This window comes from Papillibacter cinnamivorans DSM 12816, from assembly GCF_900176335.1.
GTDB classification, from domain to species: Bacteria; Bacillota; Clostridia; order Oscillospirales; family Oscillospiraceae; genus Papillibacter; species Papillibacter cinnamivorans.
Genome location: NZ_FWXW01000005.1, coordinates 61,496 through 82,394 on the forward strand (window position 1 = coordinate 61,496; position 20,899 = coordinate 82,394).

The following is a 20,899-nucleotide window of genomic DNA, read 5'->3' on the forward strand; positions in this document are numbered from 1 at the left end:
ATGAAAAAGGCACTGAGTATGGTTCTGGCATTCACGATGATACTGGGCTTATTCACGGGTGTGAACTTTGGGTTCGGTATCTCGGCGAAGGCGGCAACCAACGAGAGCACCACGCTGGACAACAACAAGGAAGACGTGTTTGCCGCCCTGGGTTTCGACACCAGCGAAACGCCGGACGGCTACGACGCGGACACCACCAGCAACCCCTACGGACGGGACAAGACCACCGGGAACCAGGTGTTCGAGGTCCTGGCCGCCACCAGCGGAGGTACCATGCTGTACGGCAACAACGACAACACCGTACAGCCGACGGCTCTCAGTTCCATCAGCACCGGGGGAGTTTCCATGCCCACCGTCAAGCTGTTTTCCGGCGCTCCCGGCGACTTTAACGGTGACGGTCTCGCCGGCGAGGTGGCCTATGTTGGCTTCGACAGCCTTCACTATTTAAGTTCCACGACATCGAATCTCTGTCTTTACATCTATGACAGCGCCTTAAACACATACAGCGGCGCAAAGGATATCGGAGACGTAAACCCTTATTATACATACTCAGCAGCCAATGAAACCCAGAGGAAAAACCAGTCAGCGATGGACGCCGCCTGGCAGAACCTGCTGCAAATCGCCACGGGAGACTTCGACGGGGACGGCACCAGCGAGATCGCCGTCTACGTGGCCCAGAGCGGCAGCGCCCGGGTGGATATCTACAAATACGGGGAAACCTCGAACGCCGCGGCCAACGCCTGGCTGGACATGAGCAACTGGACGAGGGTCTGGAGCTACGCCGTGAGTTCCGCCTCCAATGCCGTGCCCAATATGGTGTCTTTGGTTTCCGGTGACTTCAACCGGGACGGCGTGGACGACCTGGGCATCTCCTACGGCCGGGCGGTCTATAACGTAGCCTCCACCAATGCATTTTTCGCCAATCCCGCCTACGCCATCTCCTATACTTACACCGGCAAGTGCCTGGAAGCCGACGCCAGCCAGGCACGGATCCTCTGGGGCGGCACCAGCGGCATGCTCCAGTCCAACAGCGCGCTGGACCTGGGCGCCAGCACGTTCGGGAGCCTTATCCGGGTATCCCTCGCCTACGGCGACGCGGACGCGGACGGAACGAAGGATCTGGTCATGGCGGGCGAGCCGTATGAGGACAGAAACGCCAACTTCCAGCGGGCCGTGGGCCTATACACCTATGCCGAAGGCGACGGCCTTGCCCTCACTGTTTCACAGTTAATCAAGGTTGTGGACGCGGAAAATATGGAATTCCCCACCTACGACAGCGACGGCAACCCCACCGGGAGCACCACGACCAACACGGTGAGCAAAAACGGATTCGACACAAAAAATCTCAGCAGCCCGGTCATGCGGTGCAACGCCGCGGTGGTGACCCCGGACCGGAGCGGATATCCCTATATTTATGTGGACAGTACCCTCTGCAAATATCTGAACAAGAGCCTGAGCATCGCTTACGAACTCGACGACAGTAAATGTATCGACGGGAGCGGCACGGATAACTCCTACCTTCCCTGGGCAACCACCAGGGATTCCACCTATTTAAGCAGCAACCTGTTCAACCTCATTGGAAATTCCAGTTACTGCGAATACGGTGCCGTGTCCGGGGACATCAACGGCGCGGGAAACCAGATCCTCCTGACTAACTACGTCGGCACCAGCAACACCTTTAATATGGGCTACACCGCCGCGGAGGTCTTTAATGAAAGCTACAGCGGCATGCGCGGCTCCTATAAGGGCTACAGCGTCCTGTACAAGGGCGGCTCTCTCGGCGTCACTGCCCAGAGCCATCCCACCACCAGCGGTTCGCTGTGGGCTCTCTCCCCCACCGTAGTGGCCCTCACCATGCCGGACACCGACAAGGACACCACTTTGATCGAATACAGCGGCATCCACTACCTGACCTACTCCGATCCGAAGGTGCTGGCGGTGATCGCGGCCGCCCCGTACTTCGAGGACGTGGACATCATCTCCGACTACGACTACGCCTGGCAGAACACCACCTCCTGGGCCTCCACCAGCGGCTCGGGCTCCAGCAGCCTCGTGTCGGTGGACTTTGAGATCGGCGGGTATTTCGAGGGAGACTATACCATCGCCGGCGCCGCCGTGGGGATCGAGGCATCCGCAGGGTTTACGATGGAATGGGAAAACGAGACAACCAAGACCTACGAGTACACCCTGACCTTCGAAACCAGCCAGGACGAGGACTCGGTGGCCTTCTACTGCATCCCTACGGAATGTTATGTGTATTACATTTCCGTTCCGGACGGGAACGGCGGGTACACCAAGACCACGGACATCCTCACCAACAGCTTCAGCCCCTGTTTCCAGATCCTGAGCCTGGACTACTATGAGTCCATCCAGGGGGACTATGATTCTTTGCCCCAGATCGAAGGCAAGGCCATCACCTCCACCCCGGGAGATCCTTCCAGCTATCCCTCCTCCACCAGCGGCTACAGCGTCATCGCCGCCTGGAACCAGGACCCCGCCGGGGTTAGCTTCGGAAACGGCTCCATCTCCCAGGAGATCACCATTTCCAACGAGGTAACCAACACCTTTAACTTCGGCGCCAACGTGGAGTTCAAGATAGGCGCCGGAGGGCAGGGCTGGTCCAGCCTCGTCCAATCGGGCGCCCACGTGAAAGCCGGGGCCTATTTCTCGCTGAATCCGGCGGGCGGATTTGCAGTCATCGACCTGAGCGGGACGACCATATCCGGTACCGTCACCAATATGCCGACGGAGTTCCAGGATTTTGGGTATTACTATAACTGGAAGCTCTTCTCCTATAATTATACGTTCAGCGACGGCACCAGCGTGCCGGTGGTAAGCTATGTGGTGGGCGACGTGTCCGAGCCTCCCAAGCTTCCGGCGGACTTCAAGCAGGATTACGCCCGGAGCACCAGCGACACCAACTGCCTGACCTGGACCTACAGCGGCAGCGCCAAAGACTTCTACATCTATAAATACGGCGACTATCCCGAGGGCAGCGGTTTGCAGCTCATCGCCACCATCGGCGCGGGCGATTCTACCCACTATACCCTCAAGCAGGACGCCGACGGAAACTACTACAAGGAATTTTACTACAACGACGGTAATCTGACCCCATACACGGAGTATAAATACTGCATCCAGGTGGAGCGGTCCAGCCCCATCCCGCCCCTGTCCGCGCCCTCGGCATACCTGACGGCGCGGACCAAGGCCGCGGACGGAAACCCGCTGCTCACGGTTTCCGAGTCCGACGGAGCCAACGACGCCACTTTGCTGGTCTATCCGGACAAGAACTCCTACCTCACTGTTGGGGTCACCGGGCCCAAGGGCCAGCTGTCCTCCAACTATTACACAACGGTCCTGTTCCAGTGGCAAAAGCTGGTGAACGGCGCCTGGACCGACATGGACAACGAGAAGAGCATGACGCTGACCTTTGCCAGCGCCGGGGTCTCTTCGGCGGGCACCTACCGATGCCGCGTCAACGTCCTCACCCGTGAGTCCGCCACCTACATAACGGCCTACACGGACAGCATCACCGTGACCCATTCCAAGCGCAGCACCCATATTTCGGAGGTCTGGGCCCATGACGCCTCACCCACCGGTGTGGAAGTCTACGCCAAGGTGGTCAACGACCACGCAGATTCTGCCACCATTCCCAACGGGACGGTGCTGTTCACCCTTACCTCGGGCACAACGGGCCTCACCTATCAGTTTGTGGCGGACGTGGACTCCAACGGAGTTGCCAACGAGATCGTCGACGAGGACCTGCCCGACGGCGTCTACAGCGTTTACGCCTACTATTCCGGTTCCTACGTCTTCAAGCCCAGTTCAGCCGAGAGCGTTTATCTGTCCAAACTGGGTTCCGGCTACACGATTGACGCGCCGTCCTCGATCACCTACGGCGACGGCGGCAGCCTCACCTTCCTGCAGCTGAGCAAGACCGGCGGCGTCACCACCAGCACGCCCCGGAACGCAGCCGACATCTACCTGTATCAGGCGGACACGGCGTCCCTGACTTCCATTTCTAACGCCGCGTCCATCGTAAAAGGCGGCGCCGCTGTCATGGGCACGAGCTATACCTACAAGACGGAGGACGGCGACGTATACTTCTTCACCGCCACCCGCACCGGCACCGTGACCATGGACGGAAAATACGTCTATTACAGCGAGATCCCCGTCACAGGATACATAACCGAATCCTCCCTCAACGGCGCCTATGTTTACAATATCGCAAAAAACACCCCCGCCGGGGGCTATGTGGTCCAGATGACCGCGAGCGACACTTCCGGAAACATCACAGGTTCGTCCTGGGCTTCCTTCACCGTCAAACAGCGGGAGGTAACCCTGCAGCTGCCTGTCAAGGTGGGCAGCGAGGGAGTCGCCCTGAGCGATCCCACCCTGGGGAGCCTCACCATCACGTCCGGGAGCTTCGCGCCCTGCGACTTGACGGGCGGCACGCTCAATTCCACCCTGGCAGGCACCGTGGTGGCCCTCACCTACACCAACACCGCGAAAAGCACCTTTAACGTCTCCAACGTTTCCAACACCTGCGGGTACTATACCGCCAGCCGCGCCGTCACCTCGACGCTCCTTTCCAACTATAAGCTGAGCTTTTTAAGCGGCTCGGTCTCCATCCTGGGGGCCACGCATGCCCTGCAGGTGGGCGCCAGGCCCTTCTCCGGGGGCGACGTGGGCACCGTCTACGTGGTGAGCCCCGACTACAAGTATACCCGCGACACAATTACCTATGACAGCGGTTCCGACACATATACCGCAAGCATCAATCTCAACTATCAGGCGGGTACCCGGGTAGTACTCTACGCCGTACCAGACTCCGGATACGAGGTCTACGACTGGTACGTCAACGGCGTCGCTCAGAACAGCACCGCCACCTCCTTCCCCTACGTCATGTACGCGGAGGGCACCCGCATTGAGGTCCAGTTCGCGGTGAAGCAGAGCAGCCTCATCTTCGGGACCGCGGGAGACACGGGAGGCGGCACCCTCACCTGCAGCGACAATTCCCTTTCCAGCGGAAGCATCGTACTGTCCAACTCCAAATTCACTTTCACGGCCACAGCCAACGAAGGATACCACTTTAAGGAGTGGCGGTACACCGAGCTGGGAAGCGGCACGGCCTACGACACCGTGGATACCGGCAAGAGAACCAGCACCTTCTACTTCATCATGCCCGTGCGCAGCTGCACCCTCTACGCTGTGTTCGAGCGGGATTCCTACACCCTGACCCTCAACGACGAAAGCGGCAAAAGCGGCCTCACAGCCTGGTATTACGCCAGCGCCACGGATGAAGCCGCAGGGACAAAGACCTGGGTCACCGGGACGACGGCCTCCATCAAGGGCGACACCGAGGTGACGGTACAGCCGGCCACCGGCTTCCTCCTGGACGACGCCTACGCCTATGTCTCTCAGGGCAGCCAAGGGGCGGCGGATTACGGCGCCGGAACCTACACCATCCATGCCATCACACAGAACACCAAGGTCACATGCAGGACCGTTCAACAGGGCTACGACGTGACGGTTAAATTCAACGTGGCGGGATCCACCGCTCAGAGCGCCGACGCGGCCATCGACTGCACCGCCGGAGATAAAACCCAGACCTATCTCTACACCGCCGGCGATACCTTCACGGCGGAAGACGTGGCAGGCGGCAGCACAGTTGCGGTAACCGGAAGCTGCGCGTCCTATTACACCCTGGAGGGATGGGAATCCAGCCTCAACTCCCCGGTCACGGCCATAAAATCCTCCGAATTCACCGCCGCCGAGACCTCCTGGCAGACGCTGGCGACAGAGGTCGCCGACGGCGGAGCGGTGATCAGCGGATCGGTCTACAAATATTCTTCATCCGGCAATACCTACTATTTCAAAGCCACCGAGACAGGCAAGGTCCTGATCGACGGGACCACCGTTCATAATCTCGCCTCCGGCGACGGCTACGGGATCTCCAAGCTGGGGAGCGACGTGACCCTTACCCTGTACCTGACGGAAAAGCCCATCCATACAATCACCCTGCGCAGCATCGCGGATACGGACGGCACCTACAGCTATTCCCTGCCCGTGGGCGCCACCGAAGCCACGGTGGGCAGCGATACGGTGATCACCCTCCACGACGGGGACGATTTCCCGGTCACCGTCACGCCTGCCGCGGGCAGAACCGTAACCTACTGGGAGGTATCCTACAATCCGGAGGGCACGCTCCTCACCTCCAAATACCGGGCGACCTCGCTGACCTATACGCAGGAGGACATCGGCTACGACTACACCATTGAGCCGATCTTCGCCGCCTCCACCTACAATACGGTCTCCTGGCCCACCATCGGCAATACCATCAACGGAATCACCCTCACCCCTGTGAACGGTTGCCTTTCCAGCGTGGCCTCGGGCAGCAGCTTCACCTTCAAACTGGAGGGCAGCGCCAGCGCCCTGGCCCTCATCGACAAGGTATACGGCAACGGCTATGAGTTCACCGCCGCGGGGAACGAGCAGGGTGGCTCCACTTACTCCTATGATTCCACAGCGGGGACCTACACCATTACCAACATCACCGCCAACCAGGTGATCACCCTTACCTTCCACAAGATCGGCCTGACGGTAAACGACACCGATATCAGCGCCTTCTCCGGCACGGGCTGGACCTATAACGCGGCCTCCCAGGTGCTCACTATTTCCGGCAGCAGCAGCAGCAGCAGCAGCAGCGTTCTCAGCGGATCCAACAGCCAGACCTACGCGCCGAAGCTCACCGTCGTGCTGGATTCCAGCGCCGGCTCCGTGACCTTCGACGGTCTGGAACTCACCTCGGCGGCAGACGGATATCTCGTCTCCTCCCTGCGCACCACGGGCATCTCCGTCACGGCCACCGGTACCAATACACTGACGCAGAACAACAGCAGCACCACCTCCGCCATCCTGCTGTACACGGTTAACAACCTCACGGTGCGCGGGGCCGGCAGCCTGACGCTGAACCTGAACCGGGCGAAGGGCGCCACCGCCACCAAAGGAATCTACTGCAAGGGCGAATTCTTCGTCACCGGCACGGTGGATATGACCGTGAACGTTCCCATGGCCGCCGATCAGGCCAGCGGCGGCATTACCAACACCGTGGGCATCTGTAGCGGCAAGTTCACCATGGGCGTGCAGGATTCCCTGACCTCCGCGCCCTCCCTGAAGGTCTACCTGTACGGCCACGACGGAGTCAGCCTCCAGTCAAACTACTATTCCACCGGCATCTTCGTCACCGACGACACGATGACCGTCTGGACCGGGAGCCTGCTGGTATGCTCCAATATCGGCCTGTATGTACCGCACCACTACATCTACAACTTCGGCGGCTCCACGGAGGTCTATTCCCTGAACGGGGCGATCTACTACCCCCAGAACGCTTACTGGAAGGTGGATTATTCACCTGACGGATCCACCTCTCCCTCGGGCTTTCTGGCCTGCTACGGGCCCAGCGACACCAATTTCGTCACCAAAACCTTTGGCGTGAACGACTCCATCGTGCTGGACGGATACCACTGGGAAGACTTCCTGTGGGATTTCTTCGGCCTGCATACGGACGATACCAGTCCGCTGGAATCCAAATACCTGCGCATCGCCCCGGCAACGGTGAGCGACCCCGGGATCACCGTCACAGTGACAGATCCGGATGCTGCGACCTACTCCGGCACCGTCGCCCTTTCCTCCGGAACCGGCGGGGACGGAACCTATTTCTACTACAACGACAACGGAAAGCTGAAACCGAAGGCTGCAAGCGATATCCACCATTCTGATTACAAAGACGGTACTGTCTTCTACGCCATGTACTCAAACGGAGATCTGGACCTTAAGGAATTTGACCTAGGGCTGGACGAACAGGAATGCGCGGCTACTCTCGTGAATGACGATCCGATTCACTACGGCGTCGTCGCAGCCCCTATTACCGGTACGGACGTTTTCCCCGTTGTAGCCGGACATTCCTATTACTATTATTACTATGATTCGGACATATCCAAAGCTTATTACCTTTATTTCACGACTGGATACGACGGCTGGGTGGATTCTGAAATCAGCAACATCACCACAGCTACAAAAGTAATCGTCAGCGTGGCAGATATCACATCCCCCACAGCGGACCTGTCCTACACCCTCAGTGGTGTGGACGCCGGCCTCGACATTTCTACCGATTCCGCTACTTCCCTGTCTCTCGTCGGTTTAACGGCCCAGTCGCTGCTTACCAGCGACGCCTGCACAACCTTCAATCTCTCCGGCAACAATTACCTGGCCGGAACCGTAGACGGCAGAGGCGCCCTTTCGCTGGCATACACCAGCAGCACGCTCAACATCGTGTCCGACGGGACCGGCACCCTTTCCGCCATCAACGCAAGCACGGCTGACCACTCCTGCGGCATCGCGATCGTGTCCAACGATCCCCTGAACCTGAAGCTCACCAACGTCAAAGCCCTGTCCGCCTACGGCGCGGAGGGCGGCATCGTTGCAACGCACGGCTACACCGTGAGCTATTACGATGATGTGCTGAGCGACGCCGACGGGGTGTACGGCTACGGCTGGCAGGCGGACGCGGGGGCTTCCTCGGCCACGGCGACCATACAGAAGGGCAGCCTGGTGGGTACCACATCCCTTGCCGGCCTGACCACCGACTACGTCAAATACTACAGCATCACCTCCGCCGCGGGATATACTGTTCCGCTGGTATACGACAAGGGCGTTTCGGCCAACGACGTCCTTGCCACAACGGTCTACTGCCCCACCGTCATGGGTAAAAACCATCTGTTCGACTCGGTAAAGCTGGCCGGGGAAACCGACCCGCTCACGGAAGGAGCCGACTACACCTGGACGGCGGACGCCGCCAAGGGTACGCTGACGCTTTTAGAATCCGGCGCCATTGGCAGCCTGGCGGTGGGGAGCTACACCCTCGTCGTGAGCTTCTTTGACGAGTACCCGGCTGACGCGACCTACTACACGCTGGAGATTCCCTTCACCGTGAAGAACACCCAGGCCTCGACAAACGGTATTTTCATCAATCCGGATACCATCACCCTCTCCCGGGGCGGGACGAAAACCTTCACCACAACCTTTGAAGGCACCACGCCGAAAACCTACAAGTGGTATCTGGACGGCGTGGAAATCACCGGCGCTACGAGCTCCAGCTATGCGCTGACCGTGGCCTCCGGCGCGGCGTTCGGGACCCACACCCTTACGGTAAAGGCCTATGAAGACGCGGCGGCAACCGCAGAGCTGGGTACCGCCACAGCCACGGTCACCGTAGCGCCCAAGGCCACAGAGATCGCGATCTCCTGCGCCACAGAAACGCCCTCCGGCGACGGCAGCTATACGCTGTACCACAACAACCTGAGCACCTGGAACTTCGTCGCGGCGGTCTCTCTGGACAACGACACCACCGTGAATACGGTCACCTGGTCCCTGTGGGGAGCGAAGCTCAAACTGACAGCTGTGAACAGCAGCACCGGCGCTCTATCGATCGCCACCAATGAAACCGGCACTGAAGGTATCCTACAGCTGAAAGCCACTTATAAAAACGACGACGGGTCGGAAACGGATGAAGTCGTCACCATCCACCTGTCCACCGACGCCCATGTGGGCTACTCCAACACGGGAGCAGTCAACGGCGCCATCACCTCCGTCGTGTACGGCGAGGCACAGAACGCGATCCCGGCCGCCGGAGCCTGGCTCCCCGCCGGATCCACGGTGACGGCAATCGCTACGCCCGACGCCGAGTATGAGGTGAATCACTGGTACGTAAACGGCGTCAGCGTCATGGATGACGATGCCTACACCGTCTCCGACGACGGCAGTACCCTCACGTTTACAACCGCAAGCATGGGTAAGTACGTCATCACGGCGGACTACATCAACATGTACAACTTCGCCATTACCTTCAGTGCCGGGGCAAACGGCAGCCTCACGGCCGCTCAGGACGGAGTGAACTTCGCAAGCGGCTACGCGGTCCTCAAGAACACCTCCGTCACCTTCTCGGCGGTGCCCGACACCTACTATCAGGTGAAGAGCTGGACGGTGGACGGCGAGGTCTACGAAAATCCCGCGGGAACCGTCTATACCGGCACGAGCCTGACCCTCTCCGACATCACGGAGGACCACGAAGTCAGCGTGGTGTTTGAGGGCGTGCCCGTAACGGTCACCTATGTGGCGGGAATCAACACCGCGGACACCAGCACCCCAGTCTCCCCCCACGGCACCCTGTCCCTCTTTGACGACGGGACGCTGTTGAGCGCCGCGCCGGTCACCGGAACGGACAAGAGCCTGACCTACACCGCGACTGTGAACGCCATGAGTGCGGTGAACATCTTCGCCAATCCCGCGGCCGGCTACCAGGTCAAGTGCTGGTATGTCTGGTCCGACGGCAAGTACGTGGCGGTGAACAGCAGCGCGGAGGTAGCCAACTACTACACGGCCAATCTCACCGGCACCCTCAAGGTCAAAGCGGAGTTTGAGCCCATTCCCTCCTATAACGTCACCGTCTCTGTGGACAGCTATCAGAACGGCGGCGGGACCGTTACCAGCGGGACCAACTATATTCCCTACATCCAGGGCCAGAGTAAGATCCTGAGCATGGGGCTCACTGTCAAACGCCACGGCAACCTGACGCTCCTGGCCACACCCGACGCCGGCAGCTATCTGTACGAGTGGCGGATCGGCGACGCGGGCAGCCCGAACGATGTGAGCTACACCACCAGCGGCAATTCCATCACCCTCACCAACGTCACGAAGGACACCAAAGTGGCGGCCGTATTCCGCAAGGTAAATTACGACGTAACCCTTTCCAGCGGCGACGGCGGTTCCATGACGGCGGAATACAATCTGGAGGGCATCGAATACAGCGGCACGATCGCCGACGACGGCAGCGAGAGCATCAAGTCCGGCTCCACGGTGGACGTCACCATCACGCCGGACACCGGCAATACGATTGAGTCCTTCACCGTGAACGGCATTCCCACGAAATACACCGTCTCCTACGTCGCCGGCAGCGGTTACTCCTACACCTACACCATTCCTTCCCTGCTGGCAAAGGCCGATATTGACGTAAGCTTCACCGCATGCACCTTCTACACCGTGACGGCCCCCGCGGACGATTATTTCCGCATCCAGACGGCGGGCGCGGACACACCAGATACAGCGGATGACACGTACGCCATCAGGGGCACCGCCAGCGCGGCCTATGTCATCGATGGGTTCAGCAAGGACGGCGCGGACGCCAAGAAGGTGGATATCCTCTCCGGCGGCTCGGCAAAGCTCACCTTCACTCCCGGTACAGGTTTCTATGTGGACGCGAGCGCGCTGCGCGGTGCGGTGAATACCGTCCTGAACGCTGCAGGCTCCGCCGCGGGCTACCGGATCTACATCGACAGCAGCTCCTATGTGGTGGAACTGACCGGCATCGACAAGGCCCTGGATTTCAGCGCAATGAGCAATGTATTCGTTCTGCGGACAACGCCGGTGGACGAATATACGGTCACCTTCTCCTCCACCGGGAACGGCAAGGTCACGGCTGCATACAACGGAATCGCGCTGGTCTCCGGAGCCAAGGTGCCTGAGGACGCGGAAGTCGTCTTCACCGTGACGCCGGACGCCCACAACAGCCTGACAGATTTCACCGACAACACCGTCGACGCGGGAGGTGAACTCGTCTATTCCGCAGGCACATACACCTATACCAAAACCGTAAGCAGCGACACGGCCGTCACCGTTGCCTTCGAGGTGAGCGAATACTACATCGGCATCACCAAGCTGGGCACCGGCACCGGCACCGTCACCGCCACGGCTAACGGCGTGAGCATCACCTCCAGCGGCTACCTGCCGGCGGGCTACGACGTGGCCATCACCGCAGCGGCCGATACGGGCTCCTCCTTCAACTGCATGGCGGTAAACAGCACCGTCGACACCAGCGGCGCCTATACGGTATCCAGCCTCGGCGGCAGCGTCGCCGTCACCGCAGTGTTCGACGCGGTATCCAAACCGGTCACCTACAACACGCCGGCAAACGGCACCCTTAAAATCACCGATTCCGCCGGAAACGCCATTGCAAACGGTCAGATCGTCCCGGTGGGCACGGTGCTGGTGATCACCGCCACGCCGAATACCCACTACGCGCTGAGCACCCTCCTGGCGGGCGGCACATCCATCTCCGGGAACACCTACACGGTAGACGCGGCAAAGACCAATTCCATCGAGGCCACCTTCGCCGTGGCGGAGGTACCGGTGACCTGGACCAATCCCAGTGACGGCACCATCCGAGTCTACGACAAAGCGGGAGCCGACATCGCAAGCGGCAGCTATGTGGCCGTGGGAAGCTCCATCCTGATCCGCGGCGTTCCCAAGAGTACCAACTATGAACTCTCCTCCCTCACGATGAACGGCGCACCCGTCGTCAGCGGCAGCTTGTACACGGTCCCCGCCATTGCAATCACGCTAAGTGTAACCTTCAAGTATGTCGGCGACGCGCCCAACAACCCGGGCACGACGGTCATCATCAACGAGGGCGGCAGCGGCGTCCTGGGCGAAGCCACCGAGCTGGGCGAAATCGACGTATTCACCACCGACGAAGCCCTCACGGCGCTGGGTGAGGTCACGAGCGCCGAAAACGACATTCTGGTGAGCATCGACGGCGATTCCTTCGCCGAGCTGGCGGGGCACGCACAGAGCAACAGCACCGGGATCACCGCAAACACCGATCTGGCGTCCGTCACCTTCAATACGACAGCGGTCGCGTATATCAACGGACTCGCCGCCTCGGGCGACGTGATCCTGGAAATCAAGCAGATCAGCACTTCAAAGCTCTCCGCTGAAAACCGGCAGGCCATCGGGGATCATCCGGTGTACTCCTTCTCCCTCACCGCCGGCAGCGTTCAGGTAAACAGCTTCAACGGAGGCAAGGCGACCGTCACCATTCCGTACACCCTTGCCGCGGGAGAGACGGCGGAAACCGTCGTCGTCTACTGCATCGACAGTGACGGCCAGCTCCAGATCATCCGGGGCGCCTATCACGCGAGTACGGGAACCGTAACCTTCAGCACCGGTCATTTCTCCTACTACTCCTTCGGCAATCACCCGGTCTCCTTCTCCGACGTCACCGAGACCGACTGGTACTACAGCGCAGTCCGGTTCATCGCGGCCCGGGAGATCACTCTGGGCATCGGCAACGGACTGTACGGACCCGCCAAGCAGATCACCCGGGGCGAGTTCCTGGTCATGCTGATGCGGGCCTACGGCATCGAGCCGGACACCAATCCCGCGGACAACTTCTCCGACGCTGGCGATACCTACTACACGAATTACCTGGCGGCGGCCAAGCGTCTTGGAATCACCAACGGCGTGGGCAACAACCGGTTCGCGCCGGAGGATCTCATCTCCAGGCAGGATATGTTCACCCTGCTGTACCGCGCTCTGGATGTCCTGGGCGAGCTTCCCCAGGGAACGGGCAAAGCAAACCTTACGGCTTATCCGGACGCGGGTCTGATCGCGGATTACGCACAGGATGCCATCTCCACCTTCGTGGCAGCGGGCGTTGTTTCCGGCAGCGGCGGAATGCTCAATCCCACGGGACTTTCCACCCGGGCGGAAATGGCGCAGATCCTCTACAACCTGCTCTCCAAATAAACCAACCGACAAAGCAGGAGCCGGGCGGCATCGCCCGGCTCCTGCTTTTATTTTAAAAGGTTTTTTCTGTGGATACTCTTCATAAGCGACCGGCTTTCGGCTGTTGCGAACGCACGGACAGTATTGATAAATTATTACTATGTCTGTACAGCAAACCACTGCAGAAAAAGCTGCCTGAATGCCGACCGGCATTCAGGCAGCCTCTTATTCCTATCTACAGTTTACAGGCTGTCGCCAAAGTCCGCGCGGAACTTCTTGGCCAGGACCTGCTGCCAGTCGGATACCGGCTCCAGCTTCCCGAAGAAGAAGCGCAGCATTTTGGGCTCCTCCACAAAGTTCAGGCCGCCCACCAGTTTCCGGTTCTCATAGAGCCAGCGGATGCGGTCGATGGCGTACTCCACCTGGGAAAGCGTGAAGACCCTGCGGGGAAGCGCCAGGCGGAGAAGCTCCATGTTGGAGAATACCTCGCTGCCGTCGGGTTCCCTCTGCTCGGAAAGGGTGCCCCGCTCCATGCCCCGCACGCCGCTGACCAAAAACATCGCCGCTGCCAGGGCGCCGGCGGGATACTGGCTCTGGGGAATGTGGTCCAAAAACTCCATGGCGTTGAGGTGGCAGCCCAGGCCGCCGGCCGGCGTGATAACGGGCACGCCCACCTTGTCCAGACGGTCCACCATATACTCGATGAAGAGGGGGCCCTGACTGATCATGTCCTCGTCCATGGTCTCGTCCAGACCCACGGCGATGGCTTCCATCTCCCGGACGGACATGCCGCCGTAAGTGAGAAAGCCCTCGTAGACGGGGATGAGCTCCCGGATCCTTTCATAGAGCTCCCGGCTTGCCGTGCAGATCCCGCCGCCTCTGGCGCAGCCGAGCTTCCTCGCGGAAAAATAGATGATATCGGAAAGGTCCGCCATGGTCCTCGTAATCTGGGCAACGGTCATGTCCTTACAGGATGCTTCCCGCGTCTTGATGAAATAGAGATTGTCGGCCAGGAGGCTGGCGTCCAGCACCAGAAGGATCCCGTTTTTCCGGCAGATCTGGCTCACTTCCCGTAGGTTCTGAAGAGCGAAGGGCTGCCCGCCGATGAGATTGGTCCCGGCCTCCATACGCACGAAGGCCACTTTGTCCGCGCCCCGCTCCCGGATGAGCGATTTGAGCTTGTCGGTGTCCATATTCCCCTTGAAGGGCAGGCTGCTGCGGATCTCCAGGCCTTCGTCCCGGATGAGCTCCTCCACGGTGCCGCCGTTTAATACCACGTGGGACTTGCTGGTGGTAAAGTGGTAGTTCATGGGCACCACGGTCCCGTGTCTCACAAACACCTGGGAGAGAATGTTTTCACAGGCTCTTCCCTGATGGGCCGGCAGAAAATACTCCGTGCCGAAAATCTCCCGGATTTTGTTCTCCAGGCGGGTAAAGGTGGCGGAGCCGGCGTAGCTGTCGTCGGCCTGCATCATGGCGGCCAGCTGGTTGTCGCTCATGGCGTTGACGCCGCTGTCGGTGAGCATGTCCAGATAGATGTCCTTATTCTTCAGAAGGAAGGTGTTGTTCCCCGCCTCCTTCAGAGCCTCCAGCCGCCGCTCCACAGGTACCAGGCTGAGCTTCTGCACGATGCGTACCTTGTGCATCTCCAGGGGCACGCCGCCTCCGTAATAAAATTTGACCCGGGACATTTTGACCACTTCCATTCTCATTTATTCCGTTCCAAAGTCCGGCACGCCGTAACCGGTTCTTCCCCTCCGGGGGTCTCCGAGTCTCTTCGGTGGCGGGAAATCTCGAATTCGCTTTAAATCACTACAGTTTAAACCATAGCGGTTTAAACCATTACGCTTTAAACCGATAAATATTTTAACACGGCCTTCCGGCTAAATTCAACCTTTTTCGAAAATATTCCCATAATACTGATAGGCGATGAACCCAATGATAAATCCTTCCCTCGCTTTTCCAAAGGCAAAAGCCCGGAGCATCCTCTCGATGCTCCGGGCTGTCTGACAGAGTATCCAATTTTCGTTGACGCAGGGAAGCTCAAATACAAAGCTATATGGCGGCGAGCTGCTCGGAAAAAGCCTGCAGGCGGGTCCTTGCCTGTTCCAGCGAGGGCGTGTTCAGATCCACCTCCAGGTTCAGGCTGGGGATTCCCGCCTTGTCCAGGGCTGCCTTGAGCCAGGGATAATCGAACTCCTCCGGGTCGCAGAATTTCATCATGCAGATGACCGCGCCGTCCGCCTTCAGACGCTTTGCCATGTCGGCCATGTACTCCGAGCGGCGCTTTTCCGGGTCGTAGACGAGGCTGCAGCAGCCGGTATCCTGCCATTGCAGCGCCAGGCGGGAAAGGCCGGTCTTCCCCGCCGGTACCAGGGTCCGGTACTGCCGGTACTCCTGGGCCAGCTCGTCTCCCACCACCGCCATGCCAAACTCGTCGAAAAGCTCCAGAAGCCCGTCCGGCTCGGCCATGATGCCCGCCAGAACGACCCGGCTGCCCTTCCACTTCATTTCGGGGGAATTTTCAAGTTCGGCGCACAGGGCGCTCACCAGGCGGGTGTGCTCTTCCTTTGGAAGGAAAAACCGGGATTTTGCAACCAGATGCCGGTGTTTTGCCGAGATGCAGCCGGGCTTTTCAGATACGACGTCAAAAAAGCGCTGCATCGCTTTGCGGTTTTCATTATAGACCTCGATGCTGGCCGCCAGCGCCTGCTCCGAAAGCTTCCGCCCGGCGATCTTTTCCAGGGCCTCTTTGGCCTGGAGGAGCTCCTGCTCCAGATAGACGGCAGCGGAGGGCACCTTGTTGTTCTGAGGGTAGACCACCGTCACGGCGGGGATATGGGGGCAGGCGGACAGCCAGTTCTGGGTGACGCACTTGAGAGTGTCGCAGGGGGTGGACATCAAAGCGCCGTCCAGCGCGTCATAGACCCCGCCCATTCCGTATTCCATCACGGTCTGCATGATGGAGCAGGCAAAAGGGGGCAGATACCGAGAAGCCTTGGATATGGACGCTTTGCCGCCCCAAAGGCCCACCGGGAACATGCCCAGCGCGTGCACCAGTTCCTCCGGAGCGTAGACCGGGAGCACTCCGATGTTCCGGACGCCCTTTTTATGATTTTCCTCCAGCGTGCTTTTGATATTCTTTATGGCAGATTCCATTTTGGAATAGATTTCAGTCTGTACGGACATTTTGCTCCCTCCCTTACTTTTTTTGTTCGTCCATGCTCTCCACCAGAGCCTGCATCCGGGTCTCATACTGAGCTTCGGCGTAGTTTCTGGGGTCGGACTGGTCCCCATCGAAGACGGCGTACGGCTTCCCTGTGGCGTCGTGCACCCTCTTGCGCACGTCGAACTGCATGAAGTCCATCACCTTGCAGCTGCGGTTGAGGTGATAGACAGCGCCGTCGCATTGGGAGGCCGTCAGGATTTGGGTGCGCAGATCCACCTGGCGCTGAACGCAGATATTGTTCATGATGCTGGCGTAGGCCTTTGCCATGCCGTCCAGGTCGCCCACGTCATACAGGATGGTCCAGGCGTCCGGATAGGTGGAGCCGGTCATGTTCACATTCATGCCGTGGAGGGTCGAAACCGTATGGGCAAGGTGCGGCCAGACGGCGATGCCGTCCCACAGGATGCGGTATTTTTCCTCGCCGGGAAACTGGCTTTTTCCCTCGGCCATAAGCGCCTCCATCTCCGCGGCCACGGTTTCAAAGAGCAGCACGGCCTCCTCCCTGCCCCGCAGGCACACAATGAGGGCCATGTAGTTGAACATGTTGAAGCCGATCATGGGGGAAGGGACCCGATGCGCGTAATCCATGGCGCGCCGCCAGGCCCGGGCGGCCCGCTGAGAGATCTCCATCACTTTTTCAAACCGGTCATAGTCGAAGGGTTTGCCGCAGATCTCCTCCAGCTTGACGATGGCGTCCTGGAACTGGGCCTTTATGTAATCCACCCTGCTCTGGTTTACCTCATATTCGTGGTTAAAAGGCACGTCGATGAGAATATAGGGGACGTTAAAGTACCTGGCGAGGCATTCGTACCATTTGACCACCACGTTGCAGATGTTGTTGATGCATATGACAAAGTCGGGCTTCGGCAGATTCAGGATCTCGCTTTCCAGGGTCTGGCTGTACCCCAGGTTAACCCGGGCGTAGGAACAGATGTCGTTGGAATATCCGGAATTTTCCGCGCGTTCCAGAAAGGGAAGCGCGCCCTTCCGGGAGGCGATGGCAGCGGCGTGGTTTTCCGGGTAAGCCACTTCCACGTTCATGGTTTCCAGAAGCTCCTGGGGAACGATGGAGGTGGCCCAGGCCACGAGTTTCCCCCTGGCCTTGGCGGTGTACAGCCGCTCGTAGTATTCCGCGGTGAGCTTGGCGCTCAGTTTCCTTGAATTCAGATTGCTGTCCGGCATGTTTCACACTCCTGTTCTGTTAATGGATGTCCGGGAAGACATATTCTTGGTTCTATTATATATGTGCAATGGACATGCCACAATGAGAATTTATGTGCTTTCCGGAAATTCCGGTGATTTGGGAAAACGGCGATACAGTTCGGGAGCCTTAAAGAGACGGCGGAGGCCGGACGGGAGAGAATCTGCTTGCATTTTTTCACCCGTGCCGTTAAAATCAGGGTAAATGCAGCGGAGCGGAAGGATTTTCTTCCGGGTGAAACGCCCGATGGAGACTGCTTTTACGGCATATTTTATGCAATTCGGCATATCCCGCCGGCCGTTCCAGCAGAAAAGAGGGAATAAATTGGTCCATTTTCTGGGAGTCGACATCGGTTCCGCGGCCAGCAAAGCCGTGGCCGTAAACGAGGAGGGGGAGATTCTGGCCTCGGCCGCCGTGCAGCTGGGCACCGGGACGAAGGGCGTGCAGAGCGCGGTGGAAACCCTGTATGCCGAGAGCGCTCTGGACCCCGCCGACAGGGCCATGACCGTCGCCACCGGATACGGGAGAATGAAGTACACCGAGGCAGATTTCCAGATGAGCGAGATCACCTGCCACGCCAAGGGCATTCGGAAGCTGCTTCCCACGGTGCGCACCGTCATCGACATCGGCGGACAGGACAGCAAGGCAATCCGTATCGACGAGAACGGGGCTATCGGGCAGTTTGTGATGAATGACAAATGCGCCGCCGGCACCGGGCGGTTTCTGGAGGTCATGTCCCGGGTGCTGGACGCCGACGTGTCCCAGCTGGGCGAGCTGGACGCTTTGGCCAAGGCCCCTGTGAGCATCAGCAACACCTGCACGGTTTTCGCCGAGTCCGAGGTGATATCCCGCCTTTCCGAGGGCGCCATGATTCCGGACATTGTGGCGGGCATCCACCAGTCGGTGGCAAAAAGGGTGGCGGGTCTGGCCCTGCGCCTGGGAATCGAGGAGGACGTCGCCCTCACCGGAGGCGTCGCTCTCAACCGCGGGATCATCCGGGCTCTGGAAGAGGAACTGAAGGTGAAGCTCAAAATCGCGCCCCAGCCCCAGCTCACCGGAGCTTACGGCGCCGCCATCCTGGGCCGCGACCGCTATTTCAAGGAGCTGAGCGCATCCGCAAACAACGAATAGGGAAAATAAAAAGCGCCCGGCAGGATGCCGGGCGCTTTTATTATATGCGGTATTATCCCCGGGGCACCTTCCGGATGCTTTGGGGTTTGAAAACCAGGCGGGAGGGCTCCGGTATCATATAAAGTTCTTTGCCTCGAATTCCTTGCGGGTCAAAGAGATGCTGAGATTTCCGTTGCGGCAGCGGAGCTTGTCGATCATTGCCTTCTGGTCGGCGTTCGGCTTCAGGTCCAGCTGATAAGCCACCTCGAAAAGAGTGCCGAACTCGCTGGTTTTAATCCGGCGGAGAGACCAAGCGGAGGCATACTCATCCAGAACGTCGTCAAAAAGGCCCTGAAAATTGAGGTCCTCCGGGACCGTTACCTTCAGCTGCATGGAGGTGGATTTGGGGACGGCAAACCCCGTGCGTGAAAGAAGAATCATCACCAGAGTCAGCACCAGGGTAAATACGAAGGCATAGGCGAGATATCCCATGCCGCAGCCCAGTCCGACGGCCAGGGTGAAAAAGATGTAGGCGATATCCTTAGGGTCTCCCGGCGCGCTGCGGAACCGGATCAGGCTGAAGGCGCCGGCCAGGCTGAAGGCCCTGGCCACGTTGTTTCCGATGAGCATGATGATCACCGAAATCACCGCGGGCAGCATGATCATGGTCACCACAAAGCCGGAGGCGTACCCTTCCTTTTTGTGGGTGAACATATAGACAAGGCTGATCCACAGGCCCAGCCCAAGGGCGGTGCACAGGGCTCCCAGCATCGTCGGCACAGTCAGCGATTCCCCGATGGAGGAGGCAAACAGTGTTTCCAGCATGGATTTCTCTCCTTTGGTTCCGGCTCATCCGGGAGCCGGAACATATGATTGGCGCAGGAGGCTGCCCGCGACCCGCTTCATCAGGCCGCGCCGTGGGCGGAACAGGCATTTTTCTCCGCTTCCCTTTCCCGCCTGGCCGGCGGCATTGACACGGCGCGCAGCGCCGCCGTCCGGAACCGCCTGTCGTCGCCCCCACTTGCCGCAATGCTGTGTAGCTTATACTCCATCCCGTATTTTGAAAAGCTGGCCTTGTAAATCCCCAGCTCGGCGAGCGCGTCCGCAAGCCAGAGGGGAACGCTTCCCGACACCTTTATCTCCATGAGATATAGGCCGGGAGCCAGAATCGGGAGCCCGAAGCTTTCCCTGTCCAGGCCGAGCTCCGTGCGCCGGGCCAGAATGTCCCTGTCAAAGGTGACGCGGAAGCTGGGATCGTCCAGTCCGAACAGGGCGACGCGCCGGTAACTGATATACGCCGCCGGGGACACCTCGTTCCGGTTCAGAAAGTACTCCAGTTCGTTCAGTACCTGCCGGTTCATATAGCTTTCGGATTCCGGCCGCAGGCGCCAACGAAGAAAGTCCTCCGCCTCCCTGAGGGAGAGCACCGCCCGTCTCTTGTGCACCACTCCGGCCGTCTTTTTTTTCAGTTCCAGAAAGACCGTGTCTTCCGGGGACGCCGGGGAGCAGTAACTGCGCATGCGCAGCTTTTCCTTATATTTGGGCTTGGAGAGGGACGTGCGGATCAGGCGGTCATCCGGGGTGTCGTAATAGATATTGTAAATACCGTAATCGTTTCCGCTCCGGCAGTTCACGTCCCGTTCCATATACTCTTCCAGCCTGGGAAGCAGGGCGGAGTATTGCCGGGAATCCAGAATGAATTTCAGTTCGTTTCTTTTAAACGCGGTGATAGCCAT

Annotated in this window: 7 protein-coding genes; 2 read left to right on the forward strand and 5 right to left on the reverse strand. The window is 59.3% G+C overall.

What is annotated here, in order from left to right; genetic code table 11:
- Complete coding sequence (locus B9A13_RS08785) at nt 1–13,644, forward strand: S-layer homology domain-containing protein (protein WP_084234776.1); 13,644 nt, start codon at nt 1–3, stop codon at nt 13,642–13,644.
- A gap of 221 nt (nt 13,645–13,865) precedes the next feature.
- On the opposite strand, the gene B9A13_RS08790 is transcribed toward B9A13_RS08785, so the two are convergent.
- From B9A13_RS08790 to B9A13_RS08800, 3 genes are all read right to left on the reverse strand, one after another.
- Nucleotides 13,866–15,329, reverse strand: coding sequence for a tryptophanase (locus tag B9A13_RS08790; protein ID WP_341456025.1), 1,464 nt, complete (start codon nt 15,327–15,329; stop codon nt 13,866–13,868).
- A 349-nt stretch (nt 15,330–15,678) separates the two neighbouring features.
- Nucleotides 15,679–16,812 carry a 2-hydroxyacyl-CoA dehydratase subunit D gene (locus B9A13_RS08795; protein ID WP_159448082.1) on the reverse strand — a complete coding sequence of 378 codons (1,134 nt, stop codon included), beginning with the start codon at nt 16,810–16,812 and terminating at the stop codon, nt 15,679–15,681.
- Nucleotides 16,813–16,825: 13 nt separating this feature from the next.
- Nucleotides 16,826–18,034 (reverse strand): 2-hydroxyacyl-CoA dehydratase subunit D, encoded by a 1,209-nt coding sequence (locus tag B9A13_RS08800; RefSeq protein ID WP_084234778.1) that lies wholly within the window; start codon nt 18,032–18,034, stop codon nt 16,826–16,828.
- A 343-nt stretch (nt 18,035–18,377) separates the two neighbouring features.
- On the opposite strand from B9A13_RS08800, the gene B9A13_RS08805 reads away from it, so the two are divergent.
- Nucleotides 18,378–19,184 (forward strand): acyl-CoA dehydratase activase, encoded by an 807-nt coding sequence (locus B9A13_RS08805; RefSeq protein ID WP_242942826.1) that lies wholly within the window; start codon nt 18,378–18,380, stop codon nt 19,182–19,184.
- Nucleotides 19,185–19,298: 114 nt separating this feature from the next.
- Here the strand turns inward: B9A13_RS08805 and B9A13_RS08810 are convergent, their stop codons facing one another.
- Both B9A13_RS08810 and B9A13_RS08815 read right to left on the reverse strand, forming a co-directional pair.
- Complete coding sequence (locus B9A13_RS08810) at nt 19,299–19,988, reverse strand: DUF4956 domain-containing protein (protein WP_084234779.1); 690 nt, start codon at nt 19,986–19,988, stop codon at nt 19,299–19,301.
- An 80-nt stretch (nt 19,989–20,068) separates the two neighbouring features.
- Nucleotides 20,069–20,899 carry a polyphosphate polymerase domain-containing protein gene (locus tag B9A13_RS08815; RefSeq protein ID WP_084234780.1) on the reverse strand — a complete coding sequence of 277 codons (831 nt, stop codon included), beginning with the start codon at nt 20,897–20,899 and terminating at the stop codon, nt 20,069–20,071.

Excerpts from the sequence above, each read along its gene's own strand:
- B9A13_RS08785 (WP_084234776.1), top strand. The coding sequence starts at position 1 with ATGAAAAAGGCACTGAGTATGGTTCTGGCATTCACGATGATACTGGGC.
- B9A13_RS08790 (WP_341456025.1), bottom strand. The coding sequence starts at position 15,329 with ATGGAAGTGGTCAAAATGTCCCGGGTCAAATTTTATTACGGAGGCGGC.
- B9A13_RS08795 (WP_159448082.1), bottom strand. The coding sequence starts at position 16,812 with ATGTCCGTACAGACTGAAATCTATTCCAAAATGGAATCTGCCATAAAG.
- B9A13_RS08800 (WP_084234778.1), bottom strand. The coding sequence starts at position 18,034 with ATGCCGGACAGCAATCTGAATTCAAGGAAACTGAGCGCCAAGCTCACC.
- B9A13_RS08810 (WP_084234779.1), bottom strand. The coding sequence starts at position 19,988 with ATGCTGGAAACACTGTTTGCCTCCTCCATCGGGGAATCGCTGACTGTG.
- B9A13_RS08815 (WP_084234780.1), bottom strand. The coding sequence starts at position 20,899 with ATGGCTATCACCGCGTTTAAAAGAAACGAACTGAAATTCATTCTGGAT.